The sequence below is a fragment of the Porphyromonadaceae bacterium W3.11 genome, from assembly GCA_030434245.1.
In the GTDB taxonomy this organism is placed as follows: Bacteria; Bacteroidota; Bacteroidia; order Bacteroidales; family Porphyromonadaceae; genus Porphyromonas_A.
Genome location: JAUISX010000001.1, coordinates 563,211 through 587,317, shown reverse-complemented (window position 1 = coordinate 587,317; position 24,107 = coordinate 563,211). Strand labels below are relative to the sequence as shown.

Annotated in this window: 18 protein-coding genes, 2 tRNA genes, 1 pseudogene and 1 riboswitch; of the genes and pseudogenes, 17 read left to right on the top strand and 4 right to left on the bottom strand. The window is 39.9% G+C overall.

From position 1 onward, the window contains the following. Window positions 1-168: 168 nt before the first annotated feature. Window positions 169-705 (bottom strand): ClbS/DfsB family four-helix bundle protein, encoded by a 537-nt coding sequence (locus QYZ87_02315; GenBank protein ID MDN4753368.1) that lies wholly within the window; start codon window positions 703-705, stop codon window positions 169-171. Between the two features lie 3 nt (window positions 706-708). Further along, a complete protein-coding gene (locus QYZ87_02310) occupies window positions 709-1,308 on the bottom strand; it encodes a type 1 glutamine amidotransferase family protein (GenBank protein MDN4753367.1) in 600 nt (199 codons plus the stop codon). 735 nt (window positions 1,309-2,043) lie between these two features. After that, a riboswitch (FMN riboswitch) is annotated at window positions 2,044-2,164 on the top strand. Window positions 2,165-2,267: 103 nt separating this feature from the next. Here QYZ87_02310 and ribB point away from each other — a divergent pair. The 4 genes from ribB to QYZ87_02290 all read left to right on the top strand — a co-directional run bounded on the left by ribB (window position 2,268) and on the right by QYZ87_02290 (window position 5,651). After that, window positions 2,268-2,906 (top strand): 3,4-dihydroxy-2-butanone-4-phosphate synthase, encoded by a 639-nt coding sequence (ribB, locus tag QYZ87_02305; GenBank protein MDN4753366.1) that lies wholly within the window; start codon window positions 2,268-2,270, stop codon window positions 2,904-2,906. A 213-nt stretch (window positions 2,907-3,119) separates the two neighbouring features. After that, window positions 3,120-3,192, top strand: a tRNA-Lys gene (locus QYZ87_02300). 414 nt (window positions 3,193-3,606) lie between these two features. After that, a complete protein-coding gene (locus tag QYZ87_02295; GenBank protein ID MDN4753365.1) occupies window positions 3,607-4,599 on the top strand; it encodes a Stealth CR1 domain-containing protein in 993 nt (330 codons plus the stop codon). A 20-nt stretch (window positions 4,600-4,619) separates the two neighbouring features. Continuing rightward, window positions 4,620-5,651: a glycosyltransferase gene (locus QYZ87_02290; protein MDN4753364.1), complete on the top strand. Its 1,032-nt coding sequence runs from the start codon at window positions 4,620-4,622 to the stop codon at window positions 5,649-5,651. A gap of 502 nt (window positions 5,652-6,153) precedes the next feature. Here the strand turns inward: QYZ87_02290 and QYZ87_02285 are convergent. Beyond that, complete coding sequence (locus tag QYZ87_02285) at window positions 6,154-6,285, bottom strand: hypothetical protein (GenBank protein MDN4753363.1); 132 nt, start codon at window positions 6,283-6,285, stop codon at window positions 6,154-6,156. Window positions 6,286-6,838: 553 nt separating this feature from the next. Here QYZ87_02285 and QYZ87_02280 point away from each other — a divergent pair. The 9 genes and pseudogenes from QYZ87_02280 to QYZ87_02240 all read left to right on the top strand — a co-directional run bounded on the left by QYZ87_02280 (window position 6,839) and on the right by QYZ87_02240 (window position 19,981). Next, a pseudogene (locus tag QYZ87_02280) lies at window positions 6,839-9,150 on the top strand (TonB-dependent receptor). A gap of 13 nt (window positions 9,151-9,163) precedes the next feature. Then, entirely contained in the window at window positions 9,164-12,532 is a 3,369-nt protein-coding gene (locus QYZ87_02275; GenBank protein MDN4753362.1) for a SusC/RagA family TonB-linked outer membrane protein, read from the top strand. Window positions 12,533-12,540: 8 nt separating this feature from the next. Next, entirely contained in the window at window positions 12,541-14,082 is a 1,542-nt protein-coding gene (locus tag QYZ87_02270) for a RagB/SusD family nutrient uptake outer membrane protein (protein MDN4753361.1), read from the top strand. Between the two features lies 1 nt (window position 14,083). Further along, window positions 14,084-15,037 carry a putative zinc-binding metallopeptidase gene (locus QYZ87_02265; protein MDN4753360.1) on the top strand — a complete coding sequence of 318 codons (954 nt, stop codon included), beginning with the start codon at window positions 14,084-14,086 and terminating at the stop codon, window positions 15,035-15,037. Window positions 15,038-15,045: 8 nt separating this feature from the next. After that, on the top strand, window positions 15,046-16,044 hold the full coding sequence (locus tag QYZ87_02260; GenBank protein ID MDN4753359.1) for a DUF4302 domain-containing protein: 999 nt from the start codon (window positions 15,046-15,048) through the stop codon (window positions 16,042-16,044). Window positions 16,045-16,064: 20 nt separating this feature from the next. Further along, a complete protein-coding gene (locus tag QYZ87_02255; protein ID MDN4753358.1) occupies window positions 16,065-16,667 on the top strand; it encodes a hypothetical protein in 603 nt (200 codons plus the stop codon). A 20-nt stretch (window positions 16,668-16,687) separates the two neighbouring features. Beyond that, complete coding sequence (locus QYZ87_02250) at window positions 16,688-17,863, top strand: DUF4856 domain-containing protein (GenBank protein ID MDN4753357.1); 1,176 nt, start codon at window positions 16,688-16,690, stop codon at window positions 17,861-17,863. A 50-nt stretch (window positions 17,864-17,913) separates the two neighbouring features. Next, window positions 17,914-19,044 carry a fibronectin type III domain-containing protein gene (locus tag QYZ87_02245; GenBank protein MDN4753356.1) on the top strand — a complete coding sequence of 377 codons (1,131 nt, stop codon included), beginning with the start codon at window positions 17,914-17,916 and terminating at the stop codon, window positions 19,042-19,044. Window positions 19,045-19,072: 28 nt separating this feature from the next. Further along, window positions 19,073-19,981 carry a hypothetical protein gene (locus QYZ87_02240; protein ID MDN4753355.1) on the top strand — a complete coding sequence of 303 codons (909 nt, stop codon included), beginning with the start codon at window positions 19,073-19,075 and terminating at the stop codon, window positions 19,979-19,981. 566 nt (window positions 19,982-20,547) lie between these two features. Here QYZ87_02240 and QYZ87_02235 read toward each other — a convergent pair. Then, window positions 20,548-20,633 (bottom strand) — tRNA-Leu (locus QYZ87_02235). 415 nt (window positions 20,634-21,048) lie between these two features. On the opposite strand from QYZ87_02235, the gene QYZ87_02230 reads away from it, so the two are divergent. From QYZ87_02230 to QYZ87_02215, 4 genes are read left to right on the top strand one after another with little or no spacing between them, the layout of a single operon-like run. Beyond that, window positions 21,049-21,693, top strand: coding sequence for a CoA transferase subunit A (locus tag QYZ87_02230; protein MDN4753354.1), 645 nt, complete (start codon window positions 21,049-21,051; stop codon window positions 21,691-21,693). Between the two features lie 33 nt (window positions 21,694-21,726). Next, the gene (locus tag QYZ87_02225; protein ID MDN4753353.1) at window positions 21,727-22,128 is read left to right on the top strand and encodes a hotdog fold domain-containing protein; all 402 of its coding nucleotides are present in this window, start codon (window positions 21,727-21,729) and stop codon (window positions 22,126-22,128) included. Between the two features lie 18 nt (window positions 22,129-22,146). Continuing rightward, window positions 22,147-22,971, top strand: coding sequence for a 3-keto-5-aminohexanoate cleavage protein (locus tag QYZ87_02220; protein ID MDN4753352.1), 825 nt, complete (start codon window positions 22,147-22,149; stop codon window positions 22,969-22,971). A gap of 51 nt (window positions 22,972-23,022) precedes the next feature. Further along, window positions 23,023-24,069, top strand: a complete 1,047-nt coding sequence (locus QYZ87_02215; protein ID MDN4753351.1) for an L-erythro-3,5-diaminohexanoate dehydrogenase — start codon at window positions 23,023-23,025, stop codon at window positions 24,067-24,069. The last annotated feature ends 38 nt before the right edge of the window (window positions 24,070-24,107 follow it).

Sequence of the window (24,107 nt, the reverse complement as noted above, 5' to 3'; positions counted from 1 at the left end):
TTACGCAGAATCCTCTAATGTGCTTGCTCCCAGTAATAAGTGTTATATGCTTATTACTGGGAGCCTATATTCTACGGTAGCTTGTGTCGGAATTTGTACAGTCATATCTTTTTATATGAGATATTCCAAAAACAAATTTTTCTACTCGGTGATTTACGGCATAATAGATTATTTACTTGTTTTGATATGCACCTTGATTTTCTTTATAGCCCAGTCATAATGACTTGCTGTTGTAGAAACGCAATAGGCACCGAGCGAAGAAGCTCCCGTCCAGTCAAATAGTTTCTTGGTAAATAGTTCTTTGTTGGTGAAGCTCTCTATTAGACTTATGACTTCTCTGTGACTTGCATTCAAACGCTCTTTGGCTTCTGCTAAGGGTGTATTTTGATGCTTCTGCCACAACTCAACATTCATCATTGGGTAAGTTTTCCAATTGTAAGGTTCTGGAAGAAAAGCCTTATGTTCTCCTCTACGATTGGCATTGATCCAATTTATCAGTAGTTGATGCCATTCGTACAGATGTACCAGAACATCACGCAGGTTTTTGTCTCTGCTCCAATGGGACTCTTTGCCTGCCATTGCCATTTCTTCTGCAAATGATGCGATTTGTTGTTCATCGCTCATCGTTTCGATGAGTTTCCACATTTTATCAAATTGTCCGTTTGCAGATGTTATCAAATCCGCTTTTGTCGTTGCTCGTGCCATATATTAGTTTTGTTTTACAAACCCATTCTTGTAGAAGTCATACCAGCCAGCTATCTTCTCGGGTGTATTAGCATTCAGTAGTAAAAGCATCTCACGAGTAAACTCTAAATGTCCCACACCATTTGCTGTAACTATGTTGCCGTCACTTACAGCCTGTACCTCTACATAACCTGCCGCATTCGTATAAGTGCTGCCGCCCCATTGTTTGAGTTGATCAAGTCCGTTACCCGTATGCTTGACATTGTTTAGGAAGCCGTGAGCACACATAAAGGACGCACCATTGCATATTGCTCCGATGACTTTGCCATTATCCAAAGCCTCTTGTACCAAAGGTACGACAAGCTCTGCTTCCGGGGAACTCCAATTGTTCCCGCCGATAAGCACCAAGCCTACATAATCTCTGGGCATGTTATCGAAAGAATAATCGGGCAACGTTCTAAAACCGCCGATGGAACGCACAGCATCCAATGTAGGTGCAACGGTGCATACTTCATATTTTATCTCACTTCCCGGTATTACTCCCACATGAAGAGCAGTAGAAAGGAATGCTCCTTCCCAATCTGTATATTCGTTTAGTAAAACGAGTAGAACTTTCTGTTTCATTATTATTGTCGTCTGTTTTCTGTTTGTTTTTACTCTTGCTCTTATTCGTCTTTCTCCTTGTACGTTCAATCGTTCTTTTCGCCATTGGAATGCTGAAGTTGGAATAATGGAGAATACCTACCTCATCTCTTCCGTGCTATTTTCTGTCGGGATGATGTCCTTCCCGACCTTTCTTGCTGTCAGTCGAATGGCTTCCCCCGTTAGAATATGATCCACACCAATGTCTTGGGATTAAAGATGCGTAGAGTGGACTCAAATTCAGTATCTGATTGCTTATTTATTAGGCGTTCTAAACGAGAGGATACTATAAATAAATTTTGTACAGCTGTCACATCCAACACAGGAGAGAAAACGCATAATCATTGTCAAAGATACTAATTTTGCCTCGAGAATACCTTTCTGCCTTTTCACAAAATGATGTTATAATTAGGGTTGTATGATATTCTATTCCTGAATAAAAAGCACAGAGATTAATTCATCACTAATGTTCTTTACTTTATTGATGTGCTATTCCTGGAAGAGGGTACAATCTTAGTCAATTATTAAGGATGTATTTGCTGTGATTTTGCTACTCCTTTAGGTAATGCTTTATCACATGTGATCGGAGTCTCATTGTCGACGTAGTTTATAGCTTCTGCTTCTTCACAACAGATACTTAGTCATTAGTAAAGTTTTTACGACCGATATTTCAGGATATTATATTTGGACTATTCAATAAAAAGCCATAAATTTGCGGCGATTCAAAGAGGATAGGTGAAATTCCTTATCGGTGGTAAAGTCCACAACTCCTAAGTATAGGATTGATATGGTGAAATTCCATAACCGACGGTTATAGTCCGGATGGTATTCGAATCTGAGATGTATGCTTCCTGAAAGTCTTATTTCAGTAGAAGGTATATCCTCTTTTGTATATCATTTCTCCTCTTGCTTTATATTAATATTATTTAGCATTAAAAGAAATGAGACAAAGTAATTCAATTTTGACAGACGTCGAGGCTCGTATTAAAACGGCCACTCAAGCACTCCGAGAAGGAAGAGGCATTCTTCTTGTAGATGATGAAAATCGAGAAAATGAGGGCGACATTATCTTTCCGACCTCTAATCTTACTCCTCAAAACATTGCTCTAATGATTAGAGAATGTAGCGGTATTATTTGTCTTTGCTTAAAGCCTGAAAAGTGCAAAGCTCTAAATCTCACTCAAATGGTCCCCAATAATACCTGTGTTAATCACACCGCTTTTACCATATCTATAGAAGCCAAAGAAGGTGTCACAACGGGTGTTTCTGCTAAGGACCGACATCAAACTATCATTACAGCTGCTAGAGAGGGAGCAAGACCTGACGATTTAGTTCATCCTGGACATGTATTTCCATTGCAAGCTAAGGAAGGAGGGGTCTTAGAGAGGAGAGGCCATACAGAAGGTAGTATAGACATTGTCTCTATAGCAGGGTTAGGGGATTCTGCGGTATTGTGTGAATTGACAAATGTAGATGGAACTATGGCTCGAATGCCTGAAATAACTGACTTTGGTGCCAAGCATGATATGCCTGTGCTTTCTATAGAAGACATCGTTAACTACCGACAAAACAAGAAATAATGATGATCATGGCTTGATTCACAGTTTATGACATTCATTCGTTTAGTCATAGAGAAAAAGACAATAAGTTGTGTGAGGTAGAGTCATTGGTGCGTACGGCTTAGGGGCTATTCGGAGTGATGAAAAAGATGGAAAAACTTATCCTAAAAGTTTGGTCAGTAAATATTTTTTTGTACCTTTGCAATCGCAAACGGGTGATAAACCCTGTTGTATGACTTCGTAGCTCAGTTGGTAGAGCAATTGACTCTTAATCAATGGGTCGAGGGTTCGAGCCCCTCCGAGGTCACAGCTATCAAGCAAAGATATGTTTGGAGACTTAGTGAGGTCGCGGTAAAGTAATTTACGGCGACCTCTTTTTATTTTACCCCTTGATTAAAAGAGCCTGAGATCATAAAAGGCTTATGGTATTAGTATGAGGACCATTATATAAAGGCTTTTTCCTCGTTATTATGAGTTTGTAAATATATTTTTGCTGTGGATGCTAATAAGATGTAATGCAAAATTTAGCCAATCCCAACTTTTATCTTATCTTTGTTAATGGGAGGTTATCCTGAGTGAAGAATACGAATGGGAAGTGAATCATATCCATAAAGAATTTTCGCATAGTGTACTATCATTAGATAGACTTTTCATGATTAATCATATCATGATTGTATACTAAGGCGATAGGATTACGATGGGTACAAGTGTGTAGGTATAAATGAAAATAGATTTTGTCGTGACTTGGGTCGATATGGATGACCCAAGGTGGAAGAAAGAATTTGCCCAATATTCAGGGAAAATAGACAATTCAAAAAATGAGGTCTCAGAGGCTCGTTTTAGAGATTATGGTCTATTGAAGTACTGGTTTAGGGGGATAGAGACATTTGCTCCTTGGGTTAATAAAATTCATTTTGTGACTTGTGGACAGAAACCTGAATGGCTGAATGTAGATAATCCTAAGTTGAATATGGTGGACCATAAGGATTTTATTCCAGAGGAGTATTTACCTGTCTTTAACTCCAATCTCATCGAGATATATATGCATCGCATCCCAGGATTATCGGAGCACTTTGTCTATTTTAATGACGACTTCTTTGTCATCAATGATGTGACTGAGGATCGTTTTTTTCAAAATGGTTTGCCTTGTGATATTGCTGCCTTTCGCACGAATACTGGCCTATCACAATATGAAAGGATGTTGAAGAATAACATCAGATTGATTAATCGTTTCTTTGATAAAAAAGAAGTGATGAAGCGAGATCATGATAAGTGGTTTGCTCCGTTCTATGGTAAGAGGAAAAGACTGAATCATCTACTCAAGCATTACAATAAGTTTATCACTCTACGCACACCACATAATGCACAGCCATTCCTTAAGAGTACCTTTGAGGAGGTATGGGCACATTGCGAAAAGGAGTTGATCGATATGTCCTCCCATCGTTTCCGGAGTGATGATGATTATACGCCAGAGTTATTTAGGACTTGGCAGATCTGTACCTCTAATTTCACCCCCTACAATACCTATCAGGATACGAAAATGTTCCCGCTGGTGCTTAAGTCAGAGAAAGCCATCAAGGCCATCAGAGATCAATCTTATAGACTGATCTGCATTAATGATAATGTACATGTCAAGGATTACGATAAGACGTTGGGGCGTATAAAAGAGTCCTTCCATAGTATCTTACCCCAGAAGTCATCATTTGAGTTATAATCCGTTGTAGAGAAATGTTTTTGACAAAGAAAAGAAGTTCTATGCCCACGATCTCAGTAATTATTCCGATATATAACGTAGAGAATTATCTTCGACGCTGTCTAAATAGCGTTTTAGCTCAGACTTTCACTGATTGGGAAGCCATTTGTGTCAATGATGGTAGCCCCGATAATAGTGCCGCAATCCTAGAGGAGTATGCCCAAAAGGATGATCGTATCAAAATCGTCAATAAAGAGAATGGCGGTCTGTCAGATGCTAGAAATGAAGGGATGAAGCATTGTCAGGGAGATTACATCATGTACTTAGACTCTGATGATTTGATCCATCCGCAGACGATGGAGATTGCTTATGCCTTAGCTGTCAGAGATGGATCGGATGTAGTGAGTTGGTATAAGGATAAGATGTTTCGTTCAGAGCTTATCATTAGATATCGCCTGGGGATGGATATTGATAATGCACTTCCTAGAGGCATTAAGAAACACTATCAGATTGATAAAATTAAATCGGTGGTCACAGACGATATCTTTGCACATGTGACGGAGGAATCAAGGTCTAATATTAAGAATCCGATCACACACTTTTATGTCTGGAGACATCTTCTCAAAAAAGAATTGGTGGAGGATGTGAAGTTTCTTAAGGGGGTAACGTATGAAGATTTCCCTTGGTGGAGTGAAGTGATTCTAAAGAATCCACGGGCTACTATTACTCGATTGCCCTTTTACTACTATTTCCCTAATTTCAAGTCCATCAATCTAGGTAGTAAACGAACCAATAAAGTGATGAATTGGATGAGGGGGTTGGAGCATAGCTATGATCTCTACCAAGCGAAAGCGAATGATTATCAGAAGAGCCAGTGGTATAAAAACTGTATGTGGCCCGTTATAATCGTACATATCGCTAGAAAACTACGAAAAATCAAAGACCCTGCGGATATCGAACTTATTAGAGGGCGACTCAAGACCCTTTGGGATAAAGGTATTTTTGACTCCCCCATTTCATCAAAGGATAAGTATTATAGTACTGTGATAAAGAACTTTCTTGAAGAAGAATGAACTGAATAAGGTGGTGTCTCCCTCTTTATATAGACTGGTGGAATGAACTCCAAGCATAGGATTATGAATTAATTTGAATAATACTTCAGAGTAATTCACAAGTTGCTTTTTGCTTTATATAAAATTGATAAGAAAATACAAGTTTAGTATTCAGAGTTAATTGCGTACAACATGATACCCAATAAGCCTTGCTTAAAGCTTGTATATGTTGATTGAAAGTCTCTTTCTACACTTGCTTAAATCGAACTCACGTTAGAATAATATAACTGATTATATCCTCTTCATCATTTTAAGCAAATTATGTAGTGTGTAACATAACTAAGTTACACAATGGTACATCTAAGTCATACCACAAATTACGGCACGAATCACATGAATTAGATTGATATAGATTCAGACGTGTATTTGGGTGTGCCTTCTTAATTGGCAACGTTGTTATTGATGACGGTCCACACTGTTCTTTCAGTATTTTCTACATAAGTTGGACTGTCGCACAATTTATTTATCTCTCTCCTGATACATTAATCTTTATATAGCTATTTGAGAGGAGGGAACAATCAACGATACTTGCTTCTGGGAGAGAGGCTAGGCGAATATCCATAATCCCATGCCCTGTTAATTGCTTATTGAGCATATCGAGATCATTATCCCAAAGATTATATTTCGTCAATGACACCGTTCGCGAAAAAATGTAGTGTGATTGGTGGACTCATACCCGATGCCTATGCCCAGAAACTTACCAAAGTTAATGCCGTTATTTATTCCCTGTTTCTTTTCTTGAACACTATGATTATACTTTGTCTAAAGGAGGTTTTGTGTCATGCTCTCTTTTGGAGAAATCCCTTTTATTCAAACAAAGATCATCAAGTTGGATAGTTATTCTACAGACCACTTTTAGGTATTAAATGAAATGCGTTCACCTGAAAGTTTGAATTTTATATATAAACCCATTTCTATGTTAGATGTGAAATGACCTAGTGACTTGTATAAAACAACTCTATTTTACATATTTTCAAACTGGTGCGATCGGTGAGCTAAAATACCTAAAAATAGTTATGGTCGTGTAAATCATATTCATCTATCTTTGTAGCCCTTTGTGTCGAGCTCATATATTCATGAGTTCCACTAATAATGCACACTCAATATGTTGGAGAGGTGTTTATTTATTTTAATTACTAAGCAAGTTTATGCATAAGTCATTACGAATTCTTTTATTTCTTTCTTCAATGCTACCTCTGTCTTTATTCGCACAGGAGGAGGTCTCTACTAAGACAGAATTACCCAATGACTCAACTAGTGTAAAGTTTGAGTACCAATTGAATGAAATTTATGTCCGCCCGAGACAGATATTAGGAAGCAAGTTTGAAGCTAGAAATAGGACAGGTTCCGCATACTACATCTCGCCACAAGAGATTAAAAAACTGGGCTATACTGATATCAATCGTATGTTAAAGTCAGTTCCTGGCGTGAATGTCTATGAAGAGGATGGGTTTGGTTTGCGTCCAAATATCAGTCTTCGAGGTACCAAAGCGGAGCGAAGCGAGCGTATTACCATTATGGAAGATGGTATATTGGCTGCTCCTGCACCATACTCAGCCCCAGCGGCTTATTATTTTCCCAACGCGGCTAGAATGAATGCCGTAGAGGTCTTGAAAGGTAGTAGTCAGGTTCAATACGGCCCATTCACTACAGGAGGAGCCATTAATATGGTATCTAATCCTATTCCAGATAGTAGAGCAGGTCATCTCTCATTATCATATGGTAGTTATGGTACCTCAAGGCACACACATTTTATGGTAATAGCCACAAGTATTACGGTTACTTTGTAGAGTATCTTCGGCTACAGTCAGATGGCTTTAAGCAGTATGAGAAAAAGCGAGATGTAGGGCTATACCGAAATGATATAATTGCTAAGTTTCGCGTCCAAACAGATAGAGATGCTGACAACCAGCACTCCTTGGAATTTAAGTTTGGATACGCTGATGAAAAGTCGCATGAAACTTACGTAGGATTGAGTGAATCAGATTTTCAGATCAATCCCTTTAGTCGCTACCTGGGTTCCCAAGTTGATAACATGAAGTCGTCTCATGAGCAGTACGCTCTGACTTATGTCTTCAAACACGGTAATGACGTTAATATTGTTGCTAAAGCCTATTACAATCACTTCCATCGAAATTGGTATAAGCTGGCCTCTGTTCGTGCGGGACATACTTCAGGAGAGGTTCGTTCTATCGAAGCAATATTATCAGAGCCCGAACTAAGTGCCGATTATTTTGATATTCTTCGAGGACGGAAAGATTACGATGGAGAGGCTCTAAACGTAAGGGCTAATAATAGAGGATATAACTCATCAGGCATTCAAGCCAAAGGAGAGTATAAGACTCGGCTAGGAGAAAAATACTTGACCATCGAAGGGGGCTTACGGTACCATACTGATATGGAAGATCGATATCAATGGGATGATGCGTACGGTATAAAGGATGGCGAGATGTATCTTTATTATCCTGGTATCCATGGATCACAGTCCAATCGGATCACTTCTGCCAAAGCGTTTTCTAGTTATATCCTAGCCAAGCTTTCGTCTAATGCCCTAACAGTGACCGCTGGATTACGATACGAGGATATACATCTTCATCTTAATAATATGGGAAAGAAGGATCCTCGACGTACTGGAATGAATCGCTTAGAAGCAGATAATAGTGCAAGAGTACTCATCCCCAGTTTTGGTCTCAATTATAAAGTGATAAATGGGGGATCCCTATTTTTCGGTATTCATAAGGGCTTTGCCCCTCCAGGAGTTCGTAATATTCCCAGACGAGTGATTCATCCTAGTCTCATACCTGATGGTGGTTTTGAACAACAAAAGCCTGAAAGCAGTGTGAATATGGAGTTGGGTGCAAGATATACCTACCAAGACCTACATGTAGAGTTGATTGGCTTCCGCAATAATTATAGCAATATGGTAGGAAGTGACCTTGCCGCTTCAGGTGGATTAGGAACATTGGACCAATTTAATATTGGTAAGGCTCTGGTCCAAGGAGCAGAGTTCATCGTCCAATATCAATTGTTTCCCGAGCGGTGGAGTGTACATATGCCTATACAGGTATCGTACACCTATACAGATACTAAGATGTTAAATGCCTTTGATAGTAATTCGTGGGGTAAAGTGGATGTTGGTGACGAGATACCCTATATCTATAAGCATGCGTTTAATGCACGCCTAGGCTTAGAGCACCGATGGGGAGAGTTCAACATCAGCTGTAGATTCAATGATGATATGAGGACACGCCCGGGTCAAGGACCTATCGCACAGCGTGAGTTAATCCCCTCTCATGTGATATGGGATCTCTCTGCACGAGTTCCTGTCTATAAGAAGATAGACTTGACCCTAAATGCCATTAATATTTTTAATAAAACTTACCTATCCTCACGACATCCAGCTGGATTGCGTCCTGGACACCCTATGGGGATTTATGTAGGTATCAGTGCTGATCTATAATATGATAATCAAAATGAATAGATTCTTATCCAATATTTTTTCTATTGCAGTCCTTACACTCTTGATCTCTTTGCCTCTTTGTGCACAGACAGAGGAGATAATGGGTATCGTGAATGATGAACAAGGACTACCATTGCCCAATGTGACCATTTTGGTTGTCGAATCAGGTCAGGGTACTGCATCAGGTATCCATGGAGAATTTCGTATTAGTGCGAAAAAGGGACAACACCTTCGATTTAGTTTTATCGGAATGAAGACCCAAACGGTCCCGGTGACTAAAAATAAACTTCTGATTACTCTAAAGGAGGATGCTCAGTTACTCGATCAAGTCATCGTTACGGGATACCAGAAAGTAAGTAGTAGGGTATATACTGGAGCGGCGACTTCCGTCAAACTGGATGATATAAAGTTGGAGGGGGTGACGGATGTCTCTCGAATGCTAGAGGGACGAGTCCCTGGCCTTTCAATCCAAAATATATCAGGTAGTTTTGGGAGTGCTCCGCGAATAAATATCAGAGGAGGTGCTTCAATCATTGGAAATGTACAACCTCTATGGGTTATAGATGGTGCCGTGTATGAGGATCTAGTTTCGCTAACTTTAGATCAACTCGCATCGGGAGATGCTGTGACACTTATTAGCTCTGCCGTGGCGGGGATCAATCCTTCAGATATTGAGGATATACAGGTTCTCAAAGATGCTTCTGCTACATCTATATATGGAGCAAGAGCCTTGAACGGGGTGATCGTTATCACCACAAGATCGGGTAAACGAAATACTCCTATTCGGATCAACTATAGCTCAGAGTATAGTATTCGTCAGAAACCATCCTATAGTAATTTCGACTTATTAGACTCGCAAGAGACGATGTCCATACTGATGGAAATGAAAGGAAAGGGGCATTTCGGGCTAAAAGAGTCTTTGTATGGGCGACGTGCTGGACTCTTTCATCAACTCTATAGTGCCGTCTCAACATTTGATCCTAATACTGGGGAATATGTTCTAGAAAATACACCTGAAGCACAAAGAAACTTCTTGAAGACTCGTGAGTATGCTAATACTGATTGGTTCGATCATTTATTTACACTACGACCAACGACCAATCACACGATCAGTCTTTCTGGAGGCTCGGAAAAACTCGCCACCCATGCCTCATTGGGCTATTTTCATGATGCTGGCTGGACTATTACTGATGCAGTGCATAGGCTTACAGGAAATGTTAAGACCTCTTTCTTCTTTAATGATAAGCTCTCTGCTACTATTGCTGCACAAGGAAACATCAGGACACAAAAGGCTCCTGGCACTATCCCTCAGAGAAAGAATACCACGTTGGGTGCTTTTGAACGAGACTTTGATATTAACCCATTTGCCTACGCCTTAGGGACTAGTCGTACTCTACGCCCAAAGGATGAGCAGGGAAACTATGAATACTACCGATACAATTGGGCACCCTTCAATATCCTCAATGAGTATCAAAACAATCTGATGAATATCAAGGTGCTAGACCTTAAGCTACAAGGTGAGACTAGCTATAAGATCACCCCCAACATAGAGGTGAAGGGACTCTTTTCGATACGTAGTGCAAGTACCAGTACAGAGCACGAGATACATCAAAACTCAAATATAATCAGAGCCTTTAGTGCCAATGAAACACCCGAGGTAGCGAAGGAGAATATCTTCCTTCTTCATAATCGGGAGAATCAGTACTTTCAACCCTTAATACCACTTACCAATGGTGGAATTTACAAAAAGTCAACGACTCATCTCACGAGTTATCTTGGGAGAATTGCTCTGGACTACAATGGCTCCTTTGGTGAGCATGATCTCAAAAGCTTTTTCTTCACTGAAGCGAGATCAACGAATAGACAGATAGATGCTTTTGATGGCTATGGAATACAGTATGATAGAGGCCATCAAATCTTTGATAACCCCTTGATTTTCGAAAAATTATCAGAGGGTGGAGAGGATTACTTCAAGCTCAATAAACTGTACAATAGAGGGATCACCTTTTCATGGAGTAATACCTATGGGTATGCAGGTAAGTATATTTTCAATACGATTCTGAACTATGAAGGCTCTAATACGGGTGGACGCTCTACACGTGCTAGATGGTTGCCGACATGGAACGTCGGAGCCAAGTGGAATATAGATCGCGAAGACTTTATGCCTCAGCAATCTGTTGTTTCTAAGCTGGCTGTTCGCACAAGCTATGGACTTACCGCGAAGATGAATGAGCAAGCTCTCAATGCTAATGCTATTTTTCAGAATGCTATTATACACCGCCTCTCCATCGAGGATCGGGAGAATGCCCTAAAGATCTACAATCTTGAGAATAGGGATCTCAGCTGGGAGAAGATGTATGAATGGAATGTGGGGTTAGACATTGGTTTATATAATAATAGGATTAGCTCTACGATTGATTTGTATTTACGGAACGCATTTGACCTGATTGACTTAATAAGGACATCTGGTGTCGGAGGAGAATATTATAAGTATGCTAACTTCGGTGATATGCGTACTCTAGGAGCAGAGTTTGCTTTGCATACTAGAAATATCGAGACAAAGAATTTTCAGTGGTCTTCGAGCTTGACATTTAGTTATATGAATCAAAAGATCACTCGTCTCCTTAATACCCCCAATACATTTGATATGGTAGCGGGTAGGGGAAGAGGTAATATTGAAGGGTATCCCAAGGGCTCGTTATTCTCATTTAATTTCCAGGGACTTACCTCCGAGGGTCTTCCTTCTTTCGATTTTGGACACTATCCTATAGATAATGATACCTATGCCACATCGACTGGAGCAGATTTTGTGGATGCACAGTACTCAAAGACCTATCTCTTATATCATGGCCCTATAGAGCCTAATATGATTGGTGGTCTATCCAATACGTTTAGGTACAAAGGATGGGAACTTTCTTTCTTTATCACCGCTCAAGCTGGTAATAAAATAAGGCTAAATCCTACCTATGATCCTTCTTTTGGTGATCTTAATGTTTTCTCCAAGGAGTATTACGATAGATGGTTGGTGCCAGGAGATGAGTTCCTAACTGATATACCTGTGATTCCTTCGGATGATTTGATTCGTAAAGTAGGTCGGGAGAATATAGAGCGAGCGTATAACACCTATAATTATTCACAAAATAGGGTTGCAGATGGAAGTTTCATCAGGATGAAGAATATCACTATGGCATATCAATTGCCCGAGTCAGTACTTCGTCCGTTGTACCTGCAGTCAGCAGTGATTAGGTTCAATGCCACTAATCCTTTTCTAATATACTCGGATAGGAAGTTGCAGGGACAGGATCCAGAATATTATCAAGCTGGTGGGGTATCATTACCCACTCCTAAGCAATATACCATTACACTCAATCTTAGCTTTTAAGAATAGATATGAATAAAAGGAAATATATATTATCGGTATTTGTGCTTCTCCTTATAGCACTATCCTCCTGTAACAAATTCCTTGGGGTCTCTCCAGATACTTCGTTTGATGTATCTATTGATAGCCCTGAGAAGATAGCAGAGCTACTCACTGGAGCTTACCCCGATGCTAGCTACTTCCCTTTTCTCGAGGCTCGTACAGATAATGTCGATGTGCGGGTTTATGGTGAACATTTCCAACTCAATGAGGCGATGTTTTTCTGGGAAGATTATGACCAAGAGGATCTAGATACCCCTCTATTTTATTGGAATGCATGTTATCGAGGTATTGCTCAAGCCAATAAAGCTCTTGAGTTGCTAAAGGAATACCCCAAAAATGATCGCATTAAGGCATTGTATGGAGAAGCCTTTTTGTTAAGAGCTTACCTGCACTTCATGCTGGTGAATATATGGGCAGAACCCTATAGGGGTGAAGAGTCCAAGGGCATGTTAGGGATTCCCTATGTGACAAAGCCCGAGAAGCATGCTCTCGTGAATTATGAGAGGGGGACTCTATATGATGTCTATGAAAGTATTGAGAAGGATCTAAAGCTAGGGATTACTCTTGTCAATGACAGTTACTACAAAAATCCAAAATTTCACTTTAATAAGAAAGCCGCATACGCATTTGCTTCAAGGTTTTATCTATTCAAGGGAGATTGGCAAAGTGTGGTGGATTACTCTAATTATGTTTTGGGAGCAAATCCCAAGGCTATTATAAAGGATTGGCATAAGTATGAAGAAAAATATCGCTTCAATAGACAGGCTCTACACCAAGAATACTCTGCGACTACTAATCCTGCTAATCTATTGCTGACTACTACGGAATCAAGGTGGGCAAGAGATATTAAGAATCAGAGATATGGCATCACAGATAAGAGGATGGATGCAATATTCAATAAACAGGGATTTAATGGCTGCACGGGATACAATAATCTGAATCTAGCCCTCAACTATGTATTTAATTCTTCGCCGGAACCCATCAAGAATGGGGCGTACATCTCTAAGTTTGGAGAGCTTGCTAGCTTCGGAAGTACGGGGATAAGGCCTAAGGGTCTATATAATACAAATATACTCTTCTCAACAGATGAAGTCCTTCTCAATCGTATGGAAGCATATACGATGCTGAGGCAGTATGACAAGGCCACTGATGACTTGCTTTCTTTTATGCAAGGAAAATATCATTCTATACCTCCGTGCGGAAGAGAAGTTTACACCAATTCGACAACTGATATGTATGGTCAGATTACTCCATTTTATGGCTTGTCGATGAAGCAGCTGGGTCTGATCCGGATCATTCTAGACTTTAGACAGAAAGAGTTTGTTCAGGAAGGGATAAGATGGTTTGATATCCGTCGATTCCATATCTCCATAAAAAGGGATAGTCGTAATCCCAGATATCGCATGTTGGAGAAGGATGACCCAAGAATGGTAATACAGCTACCAGTGGAGGCGATCCGACAGGGGTTGGAGCCTAATTATAGAGATAAACAGATATATGTATATAATTGATATGGATATAAAGAAAATTCAATTGACCATAGTAGGAACACTATTGATACTATTACTGAGTGGATGTAGTAAGGAAGGGCTAAGTCATGATAGTGTGGTAGATAATCATTGGGAGAACACTCCTAAATCTGAGATAGATCAGTGGATTACCCAAAAGTTTTCCCCCTATAATATCGAAGTGCTTTACCGTTGGGATAAGAGCCATCTGCCTGCTGGCACTATAGCTTATCCACCAAATCCTGAGAAAATACCAGCGGTGCTGGAGACTATATATGAACTACTCTTTGAGACTTACTCTACTGAACGTGGAGGAGGATCTGGTTTTATGAAGGATAAAGGGATTATTCGCATCATTCTCTTAGGTGGGTATGACACTATGAGCAATAAAGTCTTACTTAAATTGTGGAATGATCGTGCCACTACTAATGAAATATATGTTTATGGGGTGAATGATTTTGACCCGAAAGATCCTCAAAAGGTATATCTCCTGATGCGTAGTATTCATCATCAATTTGCTAAACGTTTAACTGAATACATCCCTTATGACAGGGACGAATTTGCTAAAATCAGTAGCAAGAACTATGGCTCAATGGGTTTAACTCCTTCTGAGAGTCAATTATTCAAGAGAGTAGGAATTAGTTCGTATGCTCTACGGAAAGGCTTTTATACTCTTCACTCAATGTCTCATCCACAGGATGATTTTGCAGAGATTATTACTACACTTTTACTCCACTCTGCGGTGGAGATAAAAGAGGTTGAAGACAAAGCCGCTATCCCTTTTGATCCCTCTTCACCAGAATCCATTAAAGTTGCAGAGGATGCTAATAGTACGTTGGTGAACAAACGTTTGTTTGTGGAAAAGTATTTTAAGGAGAAGGTGGGAATAAACCTTAGACGACTTCAATTAGAGAGCCTTAAAAGGATAGCCCTGTACAATAAAGAACACAGTAAATGAAAAAGACGATGAAACGATTTTTATTCATACCGCTTTTAATCTGCTTAAGCTTATTGAGTTGTCAGACCGAGACCGTATTTGAGCAGTCTCCCGCAGTTCGTACTCAAGAACAATTAATGGAGTTTGAGGAGATGCTCAAGGAAGCCCCATTTGGTTGGGAGATGGTGTATTTTCCTAAGGTGGATTCACTCCTTTTTATCAATGCTTCTGATGTCCTTAAAAGCACAGCCGTACAGAGTGAGTATTATGGCTATGGTGGGTATATATACTACTTGGATTTTAAAGACAATCGCAAAGTCGAAATACGAACAGAGGATATCAGGTCTAATGAATTGACCAATGAGGTAGGGGAGTACGCTGTGAGACTGAATAGCAGTATCCAACTAAGTTTTACCACTTATACATCCATTCATAAGCTCATCAATAGTGAACTAGAGGGTGTCGCAGACTTCCTATATCTGTATAAAGACTTTAATAATCATTTGGTCTTTGCGACAGCAAATGAACAAGATGGTAAAAGGTCATATATCACTCTGAAGCCTGTGGCAACGAAGGATCAGTGGGAGAATGATCTTAGAGAGGTGAAGAAAAATAGAGAATTATATGAACAGATGAAGAATCCTCAGATACGACTTAAAATAGGCGGCAGGACTATATACCAAAGCGACGTACGACTTACCTCATCTGAGCTAAAGCAAGAACGTGAACGGAAGAGATATCATCTCTTTTTGTATGAGCTTCAGGAATACGGTGGGGTGATACATAAGGGATATAATGCTCTAGGATCAGGATATGTGCCCACCCCAGAAGGGATCTCTTTCCGTCCAGGATTTTACCACAGTAGCAAAGTGATATTTAGGGACTTTAAAAGAGAGGGAAAAACGTTTGTGTCCGAATTGGTCTCTGTTTATAATCCTTTATTGAGAAAATTTCAAAACGAAAGTAAGCATCTCTACCCAGATGGCGAGGTGACCAACTACGTTGCTGAGATATACGATGCAGAATAACCCCCTAATAGTATAAAGATATGATTAAGAATAAATATGTACCCCTATTGATAGTGATTTTGCTGCTCTTCAGTTGCAAAGGCACTCCCAATACTGAACTAGAGGAAGACTATGAGCAGCTATTCCCATTTACTGGGATTAGTAAACCTGAGACCTCTTATGAGGATATGAATGTCACCCCGTGTGACCCAGATGTGGCCTTATCTAATTACCAATATCCCGGTGTGACGATTACTGAAGAGGTGAGAGAATACGAGGTGACGATACGATGCAGATATGATCAACAGGTTGAAAGCCATGGAAGTCCTAACTTTATGGTTCGCTATATCGCTCCAGATAAGACGATGAAATTAATTAGTAGCAATAAAAAGAATCAGGATGCGGATGTATATATGGAGCATGATAAAGAGTTGGTCTTAATCTTCAAGGTGCACTCTGGCTATCCATTATATCTAAGTGTTTCGGGCTCAGCACCTAGAGGGTCTTCAATCACAGCGGAGATTTCAGCACACTCTTTGGATGGGTTTATCGTAGTACCATCATTAAAGACGACCCAGAGTCAGAATAAGGAAGGTACCAATCTGATCCCTTCCCCTTATTGTGAATATATTATTTTACCCTAATGCTCAATCTAAATATTGATATGGTTCATAATAAATCAACTTTATATATCCTATCTCTCTTCTCTCTAGTATTAATCATTGGAGGATGTCAGAATCTGCCACTACAGACGGTGGAGAGTGGAGACTTATTATTAGATGAGAAGGATCCTAGTTATAAGTTCTATAGAAACCAAGAGAGTAGCGTAGATATTCAGGAGCCGCAGTATGTGCGTGAGAGTATCAATGATTTGGGTATAAGGTTTCTAGATCAAGCATACCTTAGAAGTGAATATGATATGCAGAGAGCTAAAGAGCTGTACAATCAAGGGATATATGGCTATGCACCTTATGATTATATCTCTACTTCGAATAGTCAACAACCTAATAGAGAGGCGATACTGAATGAAATAGAGGGGATATTCCTATCTATTGCTGAGATTTCAGGATACTATGCGGATAATCCTACTGCCCATCGTCGAAGAGAAGCCGTGATGGGTAGCTCGGGACTTATTAGTAATGGGTTGGGCACTGAATTGATTTTTGTTGATGCGAAGGGACTCATGATGTCAGAAGTATTTCAATATATGGCATTGGGTACCATAGCTCTAGATCAGATTATGAATGTTCATCTTGATGATAACGTCATAAAAAGTGAGCAAATAATCCAAGACCATGAAAATCATCGTTTGATCAAGGGGCAAAATTACACAGCACTCGAGCACCATTGGGATCTAGCGTACGGGTATTATAAATTCTTCTGGCGTCCTATGGCTAAAGGTGACGGAATCCCTGCACTCAGAGGTTGTCTTAGACAATTGGATTTGGCTTTTACATTAGGAAGAATGGATATCAATTACCATTTGTATGACGAACTACCGAAGTATGTGGATGAAATTAGACGCCTACTTACAAAGGTTATACTTATCAGGACCAAAGAGCATCTACTAGGTGGGCATACGATTAGTAATCTTAATGAAGATCTTGTCTTTGCCTTCCCACAATTGTCCAGAGGTTATGCCTTACTTTATTCAATGGCTTTCATTAACGATGCAGAAGGTCGTCCTTATTTTACGTACGAAGAAGTGAAAGAGATGCAACAGACGCTGCTCGGAGAAAAAGGTCTTTGGGATTCAACCCGACTGCTCTCTGACGAAAAAGGTAGTGGCACGCTGAAATCAATAGAAGAAAAACTAACAAATCGACTAAATATCAATTAGTGCCGATTAAAAATCGAATTATAAATAGAAACAAAAAAAGTAATCATCTTATGAGAAAATTATTAATAATACTAAGCCTATTAGTCTGGAGCTTTTCAAGCATAAAGGCTCAAGAAAATCTTTGGCCTAATCCTGGATTTGAGGAAACTGAGGAGTACTGGGGAGAAATGAAATTTGTAAGATGGGCTATGGGTGGCCGAGCCATCACAGAATTTAATTTTGCTAAGGAGGCTCACTCAGGTAATAGGGCACTTATCATTTATCCCACTGCGGTACAATCCCTGAACATCTTCGATGAGAAAGAGGAAGAGATCCAGTCCTATCCCTGTAAGGTTGGGGATCGCTTTACATTATCATATTGGCATAAAGGCGATTTGGATATAGAAACGCTGGAGGTCACTATCCGATTGTATGATGCTGATAATAAAATTAATCCTTTTTTGGAAAAGAGACTTCCTGGCTCTAAGGTATTAACTAAGCCTGATTGGACTGAGCATAAAGTATCATTTACCATTCAGGCAAGCGATATTCCAGCGGAGAAGAAGCTCGACCACTTTGATGTCATCCTAACGACTTCTAATAAATTTAATAGCCCTCAATATATCATAGTGGATGACTTTAAACTGGTGGCAGAATCTACCACGCCAGATTTGATCCTAGATGCTCCAGTTTTTGAGGAGGTCAGAACGTATGAGCATGAGATCGAATTAGCTTGGCAAGGTCATGAAGATAATACTGTGTCCTGGGAGGTGGTTATCAATGATGAAGCTCCTATCCCTACCACAACGCCAGAATATTTAATGTATGGTCTTGATGAAGGGACTGATTTTAAAGTGAAAGTTTGTGCAGTGAAGGGAAATGTCAAGTCTCCATTTAGTGAGGAGAAAGTGGTCAGGACTAAACCTATTGCTAAGGGCAAGGACGATGTCGATCGTCTCCCACACCTGCGTACTCTAGCACCTGATGGATCGGTTCAAAAACAAAGCATAGAGCTTTTTTACAATGACCTATATAATCATAAAGATGCGATCATTACCTATACGGTAGACGGTAATCCTATAGCACCTGATGGATGTATCTTGAAGTTACCTAAGAAGGGTACTCAAGTGCTTGAGATTCGAATCGAAGAGAGCCCAACACATATATGGGAGCTAATCTATCAACTAAATGTTTTCAACTAATCTACCCCAAACAAAATACTTAATTTATATGAAACAATTATTATACACATACCTGGCATTTATTATATTTGGATTAGCTGCATGTCAGTCTCAAGATAAAAAACCTGATTTCCCTGAAATTACAGTTGGTGATGGAAATATCACCGTTATTAAGGTCGATAAAAATAGTACAATCGATCTAAAGGTTTTAGGAGGTAATGGTAAGTACAAAGTGACCTTACAGGACTCCAAAATTGCTAAGGCTGAGATCGAAGGCGAGTATTTAAAGGTGACTGGCTTAAAATATGGGAAAACTAGTCTCGTTATTACTTCTCATGATCAACGTCGTGAATTGACCGTCATGGTGGAGCGGCCAGAATTCAACTTAACTCAAACAGAAGTCCGACTATATCCAGGTGATACTGATTATGTAGTCAAGGTTACTGGTGGAGGTGATGATGGCGAGATAAAAGTGGATGACCCCCAAGGGGCATTAGAGTATGTATGGAATGAAAATAATAGTATTTTGCTGACGGCCAAGCATGAAGGCGTAGCGGTCATTACTTTTATTTCTAAAGATGACAAACCTGATAAGACACTGACTGTCAAAATCATCGCAGAAGACAATGATAATCTTTCTGAGAAGATAGGTCTGTATGCAACCACTTCGCACTCGCTGTATTCGCTTATACCTACGACATTAGCAGGATATAGGAAAGGGGCTATGGTTTGGATCTGCGGATCTACGCACTTGGGAAGAACTTATAAGAGAGTAGAGTTCAAACCTCTCTCTGCTCCGAAAGAAGGAGAGAAAGTTTCTGTGGATCTAACTTTTGTAAACGTCGATAATTTCGCACCAGCTACCTATGATCTAATTGTGGAGAAGGTACATAGTTCAAAAGGTCTAGTAGTGCTTAGAGGGGCAGGATTTAAGATTGTGGCTCCATTTGACAAGTGATTAAAAAGGGAGTGAACATAACTCCCTGCTAAGAAAACTGAATGATGGTGATTTACCCCGTCGCGATAGGCTTTCGGACTGGGTATCTCAACCATCATTCGATTGTTTAGCAGCTATGTAGATAAAAGGGCGAAAGTAGCACTTCGTGCAACCTCTAGCTGTAATATGATATGCTGATATTCAGTAAGGAATATAGTGTGGCTAGATGTTGTCTAAAGGCTTTCTTTTTCATCGCTAGAATGCGGCGTGATTTTTATCATATGAAAGAGAATCGTTTGATATATGAAAAAGAAATTCTTTATATGAGAAGAAAAACTCTTTCATATAGGAAGAATTTTTGCACCTCGTGGATGTGTCTTCTTCTGAAATAAGCCTTTAGTTGAGTCAACTATAGAGCCCCTATATCTTTATCGCATAAAAACATGAATCATTCTGACCCCTTGCATAACTTCGCACTATATGTTTATTGATTAATACTTAAGCCAAGGGTGTTTCTTCTACTAGTGAAATAGTAGATACAAAAAGGGGTGCTGATCATCAATTATGATGACAGCACCCACTTTTCGTACCTGGAGCGGGACTTGAACCCGCACAGCCATTGCTGGCCAAAGGAGTTTAAGTCCTTCGTGTCTACCGATTCCACCATCCAGGCATAGACATCTTTTGCGACGCCAAAGGTACCACTAATTTGATATATATCAAAATTCTCAGAAGATTTTTTTGGGGTTTTTAGGTGTATTTCTTGTTTTAATGTCAAAGATCACCAAGAAAGGAGTGATTTCATCGAAATATCTTTTAGTAAAATCATAACTTATTATCTCAGGATTTCATCTCAAATAGTTTTTTTAATGTATTTTGTGTGTATGGGTAGAATTTAATAATTAATTGTGAAATAATTAATTTTTATAGTATCTTTGAACCAAGGATTAAACTAAGAAAATTTCAAGAGACACGGTTATAATACTCGCTTGATTTTTATTTTTGCATTACATGTCAAAACGTAGTGCAAATTGTTTTCTTTTGTGTGAAAAAGTATTTAAAACCTATAAATAAAAAACGAATGACCTATGAGTAAGACTATTTCAAAGTCCGTTCTATCTGAGAAGTTTTTTGATGGAATGACTGTAATGATTGGTGGATTCCTCGCAAATGGGACTCCTGAACGTATTGTTGACGCATTGGTGGAAAGTGGTGTGAAAGACTTGACTATGATTGTTAATGACACATCGTATCCTGATCGTGGTTGTGGTAGATTGATTGCCAATAAGCAAGTGAAAAAGCTTATTGTGTCTCACATCGGTACAAATCCTAAGACCGCAGAGCAGATGAATAGTGGTGAGCTGGAGATTGAGTTTTCACCACAAGGTTCTCTTGCTGAAAGAGTAAGAGCAGGTGGTCATGGTATAGGTGGTGTTCTTACTACTACTGGGCTATCTACTGATGTTGAAAAAGGTAAGCGGATCATTGAAGTGGATGGTGTCTCATATTTATTAGAAACACCTCTTCGTGCTGACTTTGCCTTTATTAAGGGGAGCATAGGTGACGAGTATGGTAACCTAGTCTATAAGGGAACGACAAAGAACTTCCAGCCTCTAATGGCGATGGCTGCTGATACTGTAGTAGCTGAGATAGAGGAGAAGGTAGCAGTAGGTGAGATTAGCCCTGAGGCTATCCATACTTCTGGAATCTTTGTGGACTATATTCTTGAATAATAATAAAACACATAATACAATACACATATAAATATGAGTGATAAAAATGCTAAGTCTTTAATTCGTCTTAGAATGTCTCAAGCTGATGCCCACTATGGCGGTAATCTAGTAGATGGTGCACGTATGCTTCAGCTCTTTGGTGACGTTGCTACTGAGTTGCTAATCATTAATGATGGCGATGAGGGGCTCTTCGTTGCGTACGATGAAGTAGAGTTTAAGGCACCTGTCTTTGCGGGCGATTATATTGAGGCTGAAGGTGAGATTGTGAGCGTAGGTAATTCATCAAGAAAGATGGTTTTTGAAGCTCGTAAAGTGATTAAGCCTCGTACTGATATAAGCGATTCTGCGGCTGATGTTTTGGATGAGCCGATTGTGGTGTGTCGTGCTAAGGGTACTTGTGTAGTGCCAAAGGCATGTCAGAGAAAGAATAAATAAGATCAGACGTTTGAAGACATGGAGAAGTTAATAATAACAGCTGCTATATGTGGTGCTGAGGTAACTAAAGAGCATAATCCTGCAGTACCCTATACAGTTGAGGAGATGGTGAGAGAAGCTAAGTTAGCTTACGAGGCAGGTGCTGCTGTATTGCACGTGCATGCTCGTGATGATAATGGCGTTTCTACTCAATCAAAAGAGCGTTATAAGGAGATTATAGATGCGATCCTAAAAGAGATCCCTGATGTGATTATCATTCCTTCTACTGGAGGAGCTGTAGGTATGACAGCTGATGAGCGACTACAGCCTACTGAGCTGATGCCTGAAATGGCGACTCTTGATTGTGGTACATGCAACTTTGGCGATGAGGTTTTTGAAAATACCTTGCCTATGATGCGTGACTTCGGTAAGAGGATGTTGGAGAATAACATTAAGCCTGAGTATGAGTGCTTTGAGATAGGCCACCTCGAAACCGTTTTGAAGATGGCTGAAAAGGGCGAAGTACCAGGACATCCAATGCAGTTTAATTTTGTACTTGGTGTGCCAGGATCAGGTAGTGCATCAATCGGTAATCTACTATGGTTGGTACAAAATATCCCTGCTGGCTCTACATGGACCGCTACGGGTATCGGTAGGCAAGAGATGCCTTTGGCTGCTCATGCTATAGCCATGGGCGGACATGTGAGAGTGGGATTTGAGGATAATATTTATATCTCAAAAGGTGTATTGGCAAAATCTAATGCAGAACTAGTAGAGAAAGTAGTTCGTATCGCTAAAGAGTTGGGACGTGAGATCGCAACTCCAGCTGATGCTCGTAGAATCCTTTCTCTTCCTCAGCGTTAATGACGCCAATTAATTTTTGTAAAGAAATAAAAGTATTAAGCTTATAACGTTATGGCTCAGAAGAAAGGAAATAGATATGGTACACATAGGGTCATTGATCCTGTAGGAGTGTTACCACAACCAGCAAATAAAATTGATAATAACATGGATGAGATCTATGATAATGAGATTCTCATCAATGTACAGACTTTGAATATAGACTCAGCTAGCTTCACTCAGATCCAAGAACAGGCAGGTGGTGATGAAAAGAAAATTGCTGAGATCATGATGGACATCGTCGAGAAGCAAGGAAAGCATCGTAACCCTGTTACTGGTTCGGGCGGTATGCTTCTTGGAACAGTCGAGAAGATTGGAGATGCTCTTAAAGGAAAAATAGACTTAAATGTAGGTGATAAGATTGCTACTCTAGTGTCATTATCACTCACTCCTCTTAGGATAGACAAAATCAAAGCGATTAGAGCAGATGCTGACCAAGTAGATATTGAGGGTAAGGCAATCCTATTCGAGAGTGGTATCTATGCGAAGGTGCCTACAGATCTTCCTGAAAAACTAGTGCTATCAGCATTGGATGTAGCGGGAGCTCCTGCTCAGGTAGCTAAGTTGGTCCGTCCTGGAGATACTGTGATGATCATTGGGGCTGGTGGCAAGAGCGGTATGTTGTGTGCATACGAAGCTAAAAAGCGTGCTGGCGTTACTGGTAAGGTGATAGGTCTTTGCTATCCTGAAAGTAGTACTCAGCGTATGAAGAAATTGGGCTTCTGCGACGAAGTCTTTACTGCAGATGCTAGACAAGCTGTAGCTGTAATGGAGAAAGTGGAAGAGCTGACCAATGGTGAAATGTGTGATGTGACTATTAACAACGTCAATGTCACTGATACCGAAATGACCAGTATCTTATGTACTAAGAATACCGGAACTGTTTATTTCTTCTCTATGGCAACAAGTTTCACTAAGGCTTCACTTGGAGCTGAGGGTGTTGGAAGTGACGTTACCATGATTATGGGTAATGGGTACACGAAGGGGCATTCTGAGATTACGCTCCAGGAGTTCCGTGAAAATGAAGAATTAAGAAAGGTGTTCACAGAGCTTTATGCATAAGGGCTGTGATGCAGAAAAAAGTTTTTATAAGTAAGAAA

Coding starts and splice junctions, on each gene's coding strand:
- QYZ87_02315 (MDN4753368.1), bottom strand. CDS start 705: ATGGCACGAGCAACGACAAAAGCGGATTTGATAACATCTGCAAACGGA.
- QYZ87_02310 (MDN4753367.1), bottom strand. CDS start 1,308: ATGAAACAGAAAGTTCTACTCGTTTTACTAAACGAATATACAGATTGG.
- ribB (MDN4753366.1), top strand. CDS start 2,268: ATGAGACAAAGTAATTCAATTTTGACAGACGTCGAGGCTCGTATTAAA.
- QYZ87_02295 (MDN4753365.1), top strand. CDS start 3,607: ATGAAAATAGATTTTGTCGTGACTTGGGTCGATATGGATGACCCAAGG.
- QYZ87_02285 (MDN4753363.1), bottom strand. CDS start 6,285: ATGCTCAATAAGCAATTAACAGGGCATGGGATTATGGATATTCGCCTA.
- QYZ87_02275 (MDN4753362.1), top strand. CDS start 9,164: ATGAATAGATTCTTATCCAATATTTTTTCTATTGCAGTCCTTACACTC.
- QYZ87_02270 (MDN4753361.1), top strand. CDS start 12,541: ATGAATAAAAGGAAATATATATTATCGGTATTTGTGCTTCTCCTTATA.
- QYZ87_02265 (MDN4753360.1), top strand. CDS start 14,084: ATGGATATAAAGAAAATTCAATTGACCATAGTAGGAACACTATTGATA.
- QYZ87_02260 (MDN4753359.1), top strand. CDS start 15,046: ATGAAACGATTTTTATTCATACCGCTTTTAATCTGCTTAAGCTTATTG.
- QYZ87_02255 (MDN4753358.1), top strand. CDS start 16,065: ATGATTAAGAATAAATATGTACCCCTATTGATAGTGATTTTGCTGCTC.
- QYZ87_02250 (MDN4753357.1), top strand. CDS start 16,688: ATGGTTCATAATAAATCAACTTTATATATCCTATCTCTCTTCTCTCTA.
- QYZ87_02245 (MDN4753356.1), top strand. CDS start 17,914: ATGAGAAAATTATTAATAATACTAAGCCTATTAGTCTGGAGCTTTTCA.
- QYZ87_02240 (MDN4753355.1), top strand. CDS start 19,073: ATGAAACAATTATTATACACATACCTGGCATTTATTATATTTGGATTA.
- QYZ87_02230 (MDN4753354.1), top strand. CDS start 21,049: ATGAGTAAGACTATTTCAAAGTCCGTTCTATCTGAGAAGTTTTTTGAT.
- QYZ87_02225 (MDN4753353.1), top strand. CDS start 21,727: ATGAGTGATAAAAATGCTAAGTCTTTAATTCGTCTTAGAATGTCTCAA.
- QYZ87_02220 (MDN4753352.1), top strand. CDS start 22,147: ATGGAGAAGTTAATAATAACAGCTGCTATATGTGGTGCTGAGGTAACT.
- QYZ87_02215 (MDN4753351.1), top strand. CDS start 23,023: ATGGCTCAGAAGAAAGGAAATAGATATGGTACACATAGGGTCATTGAT.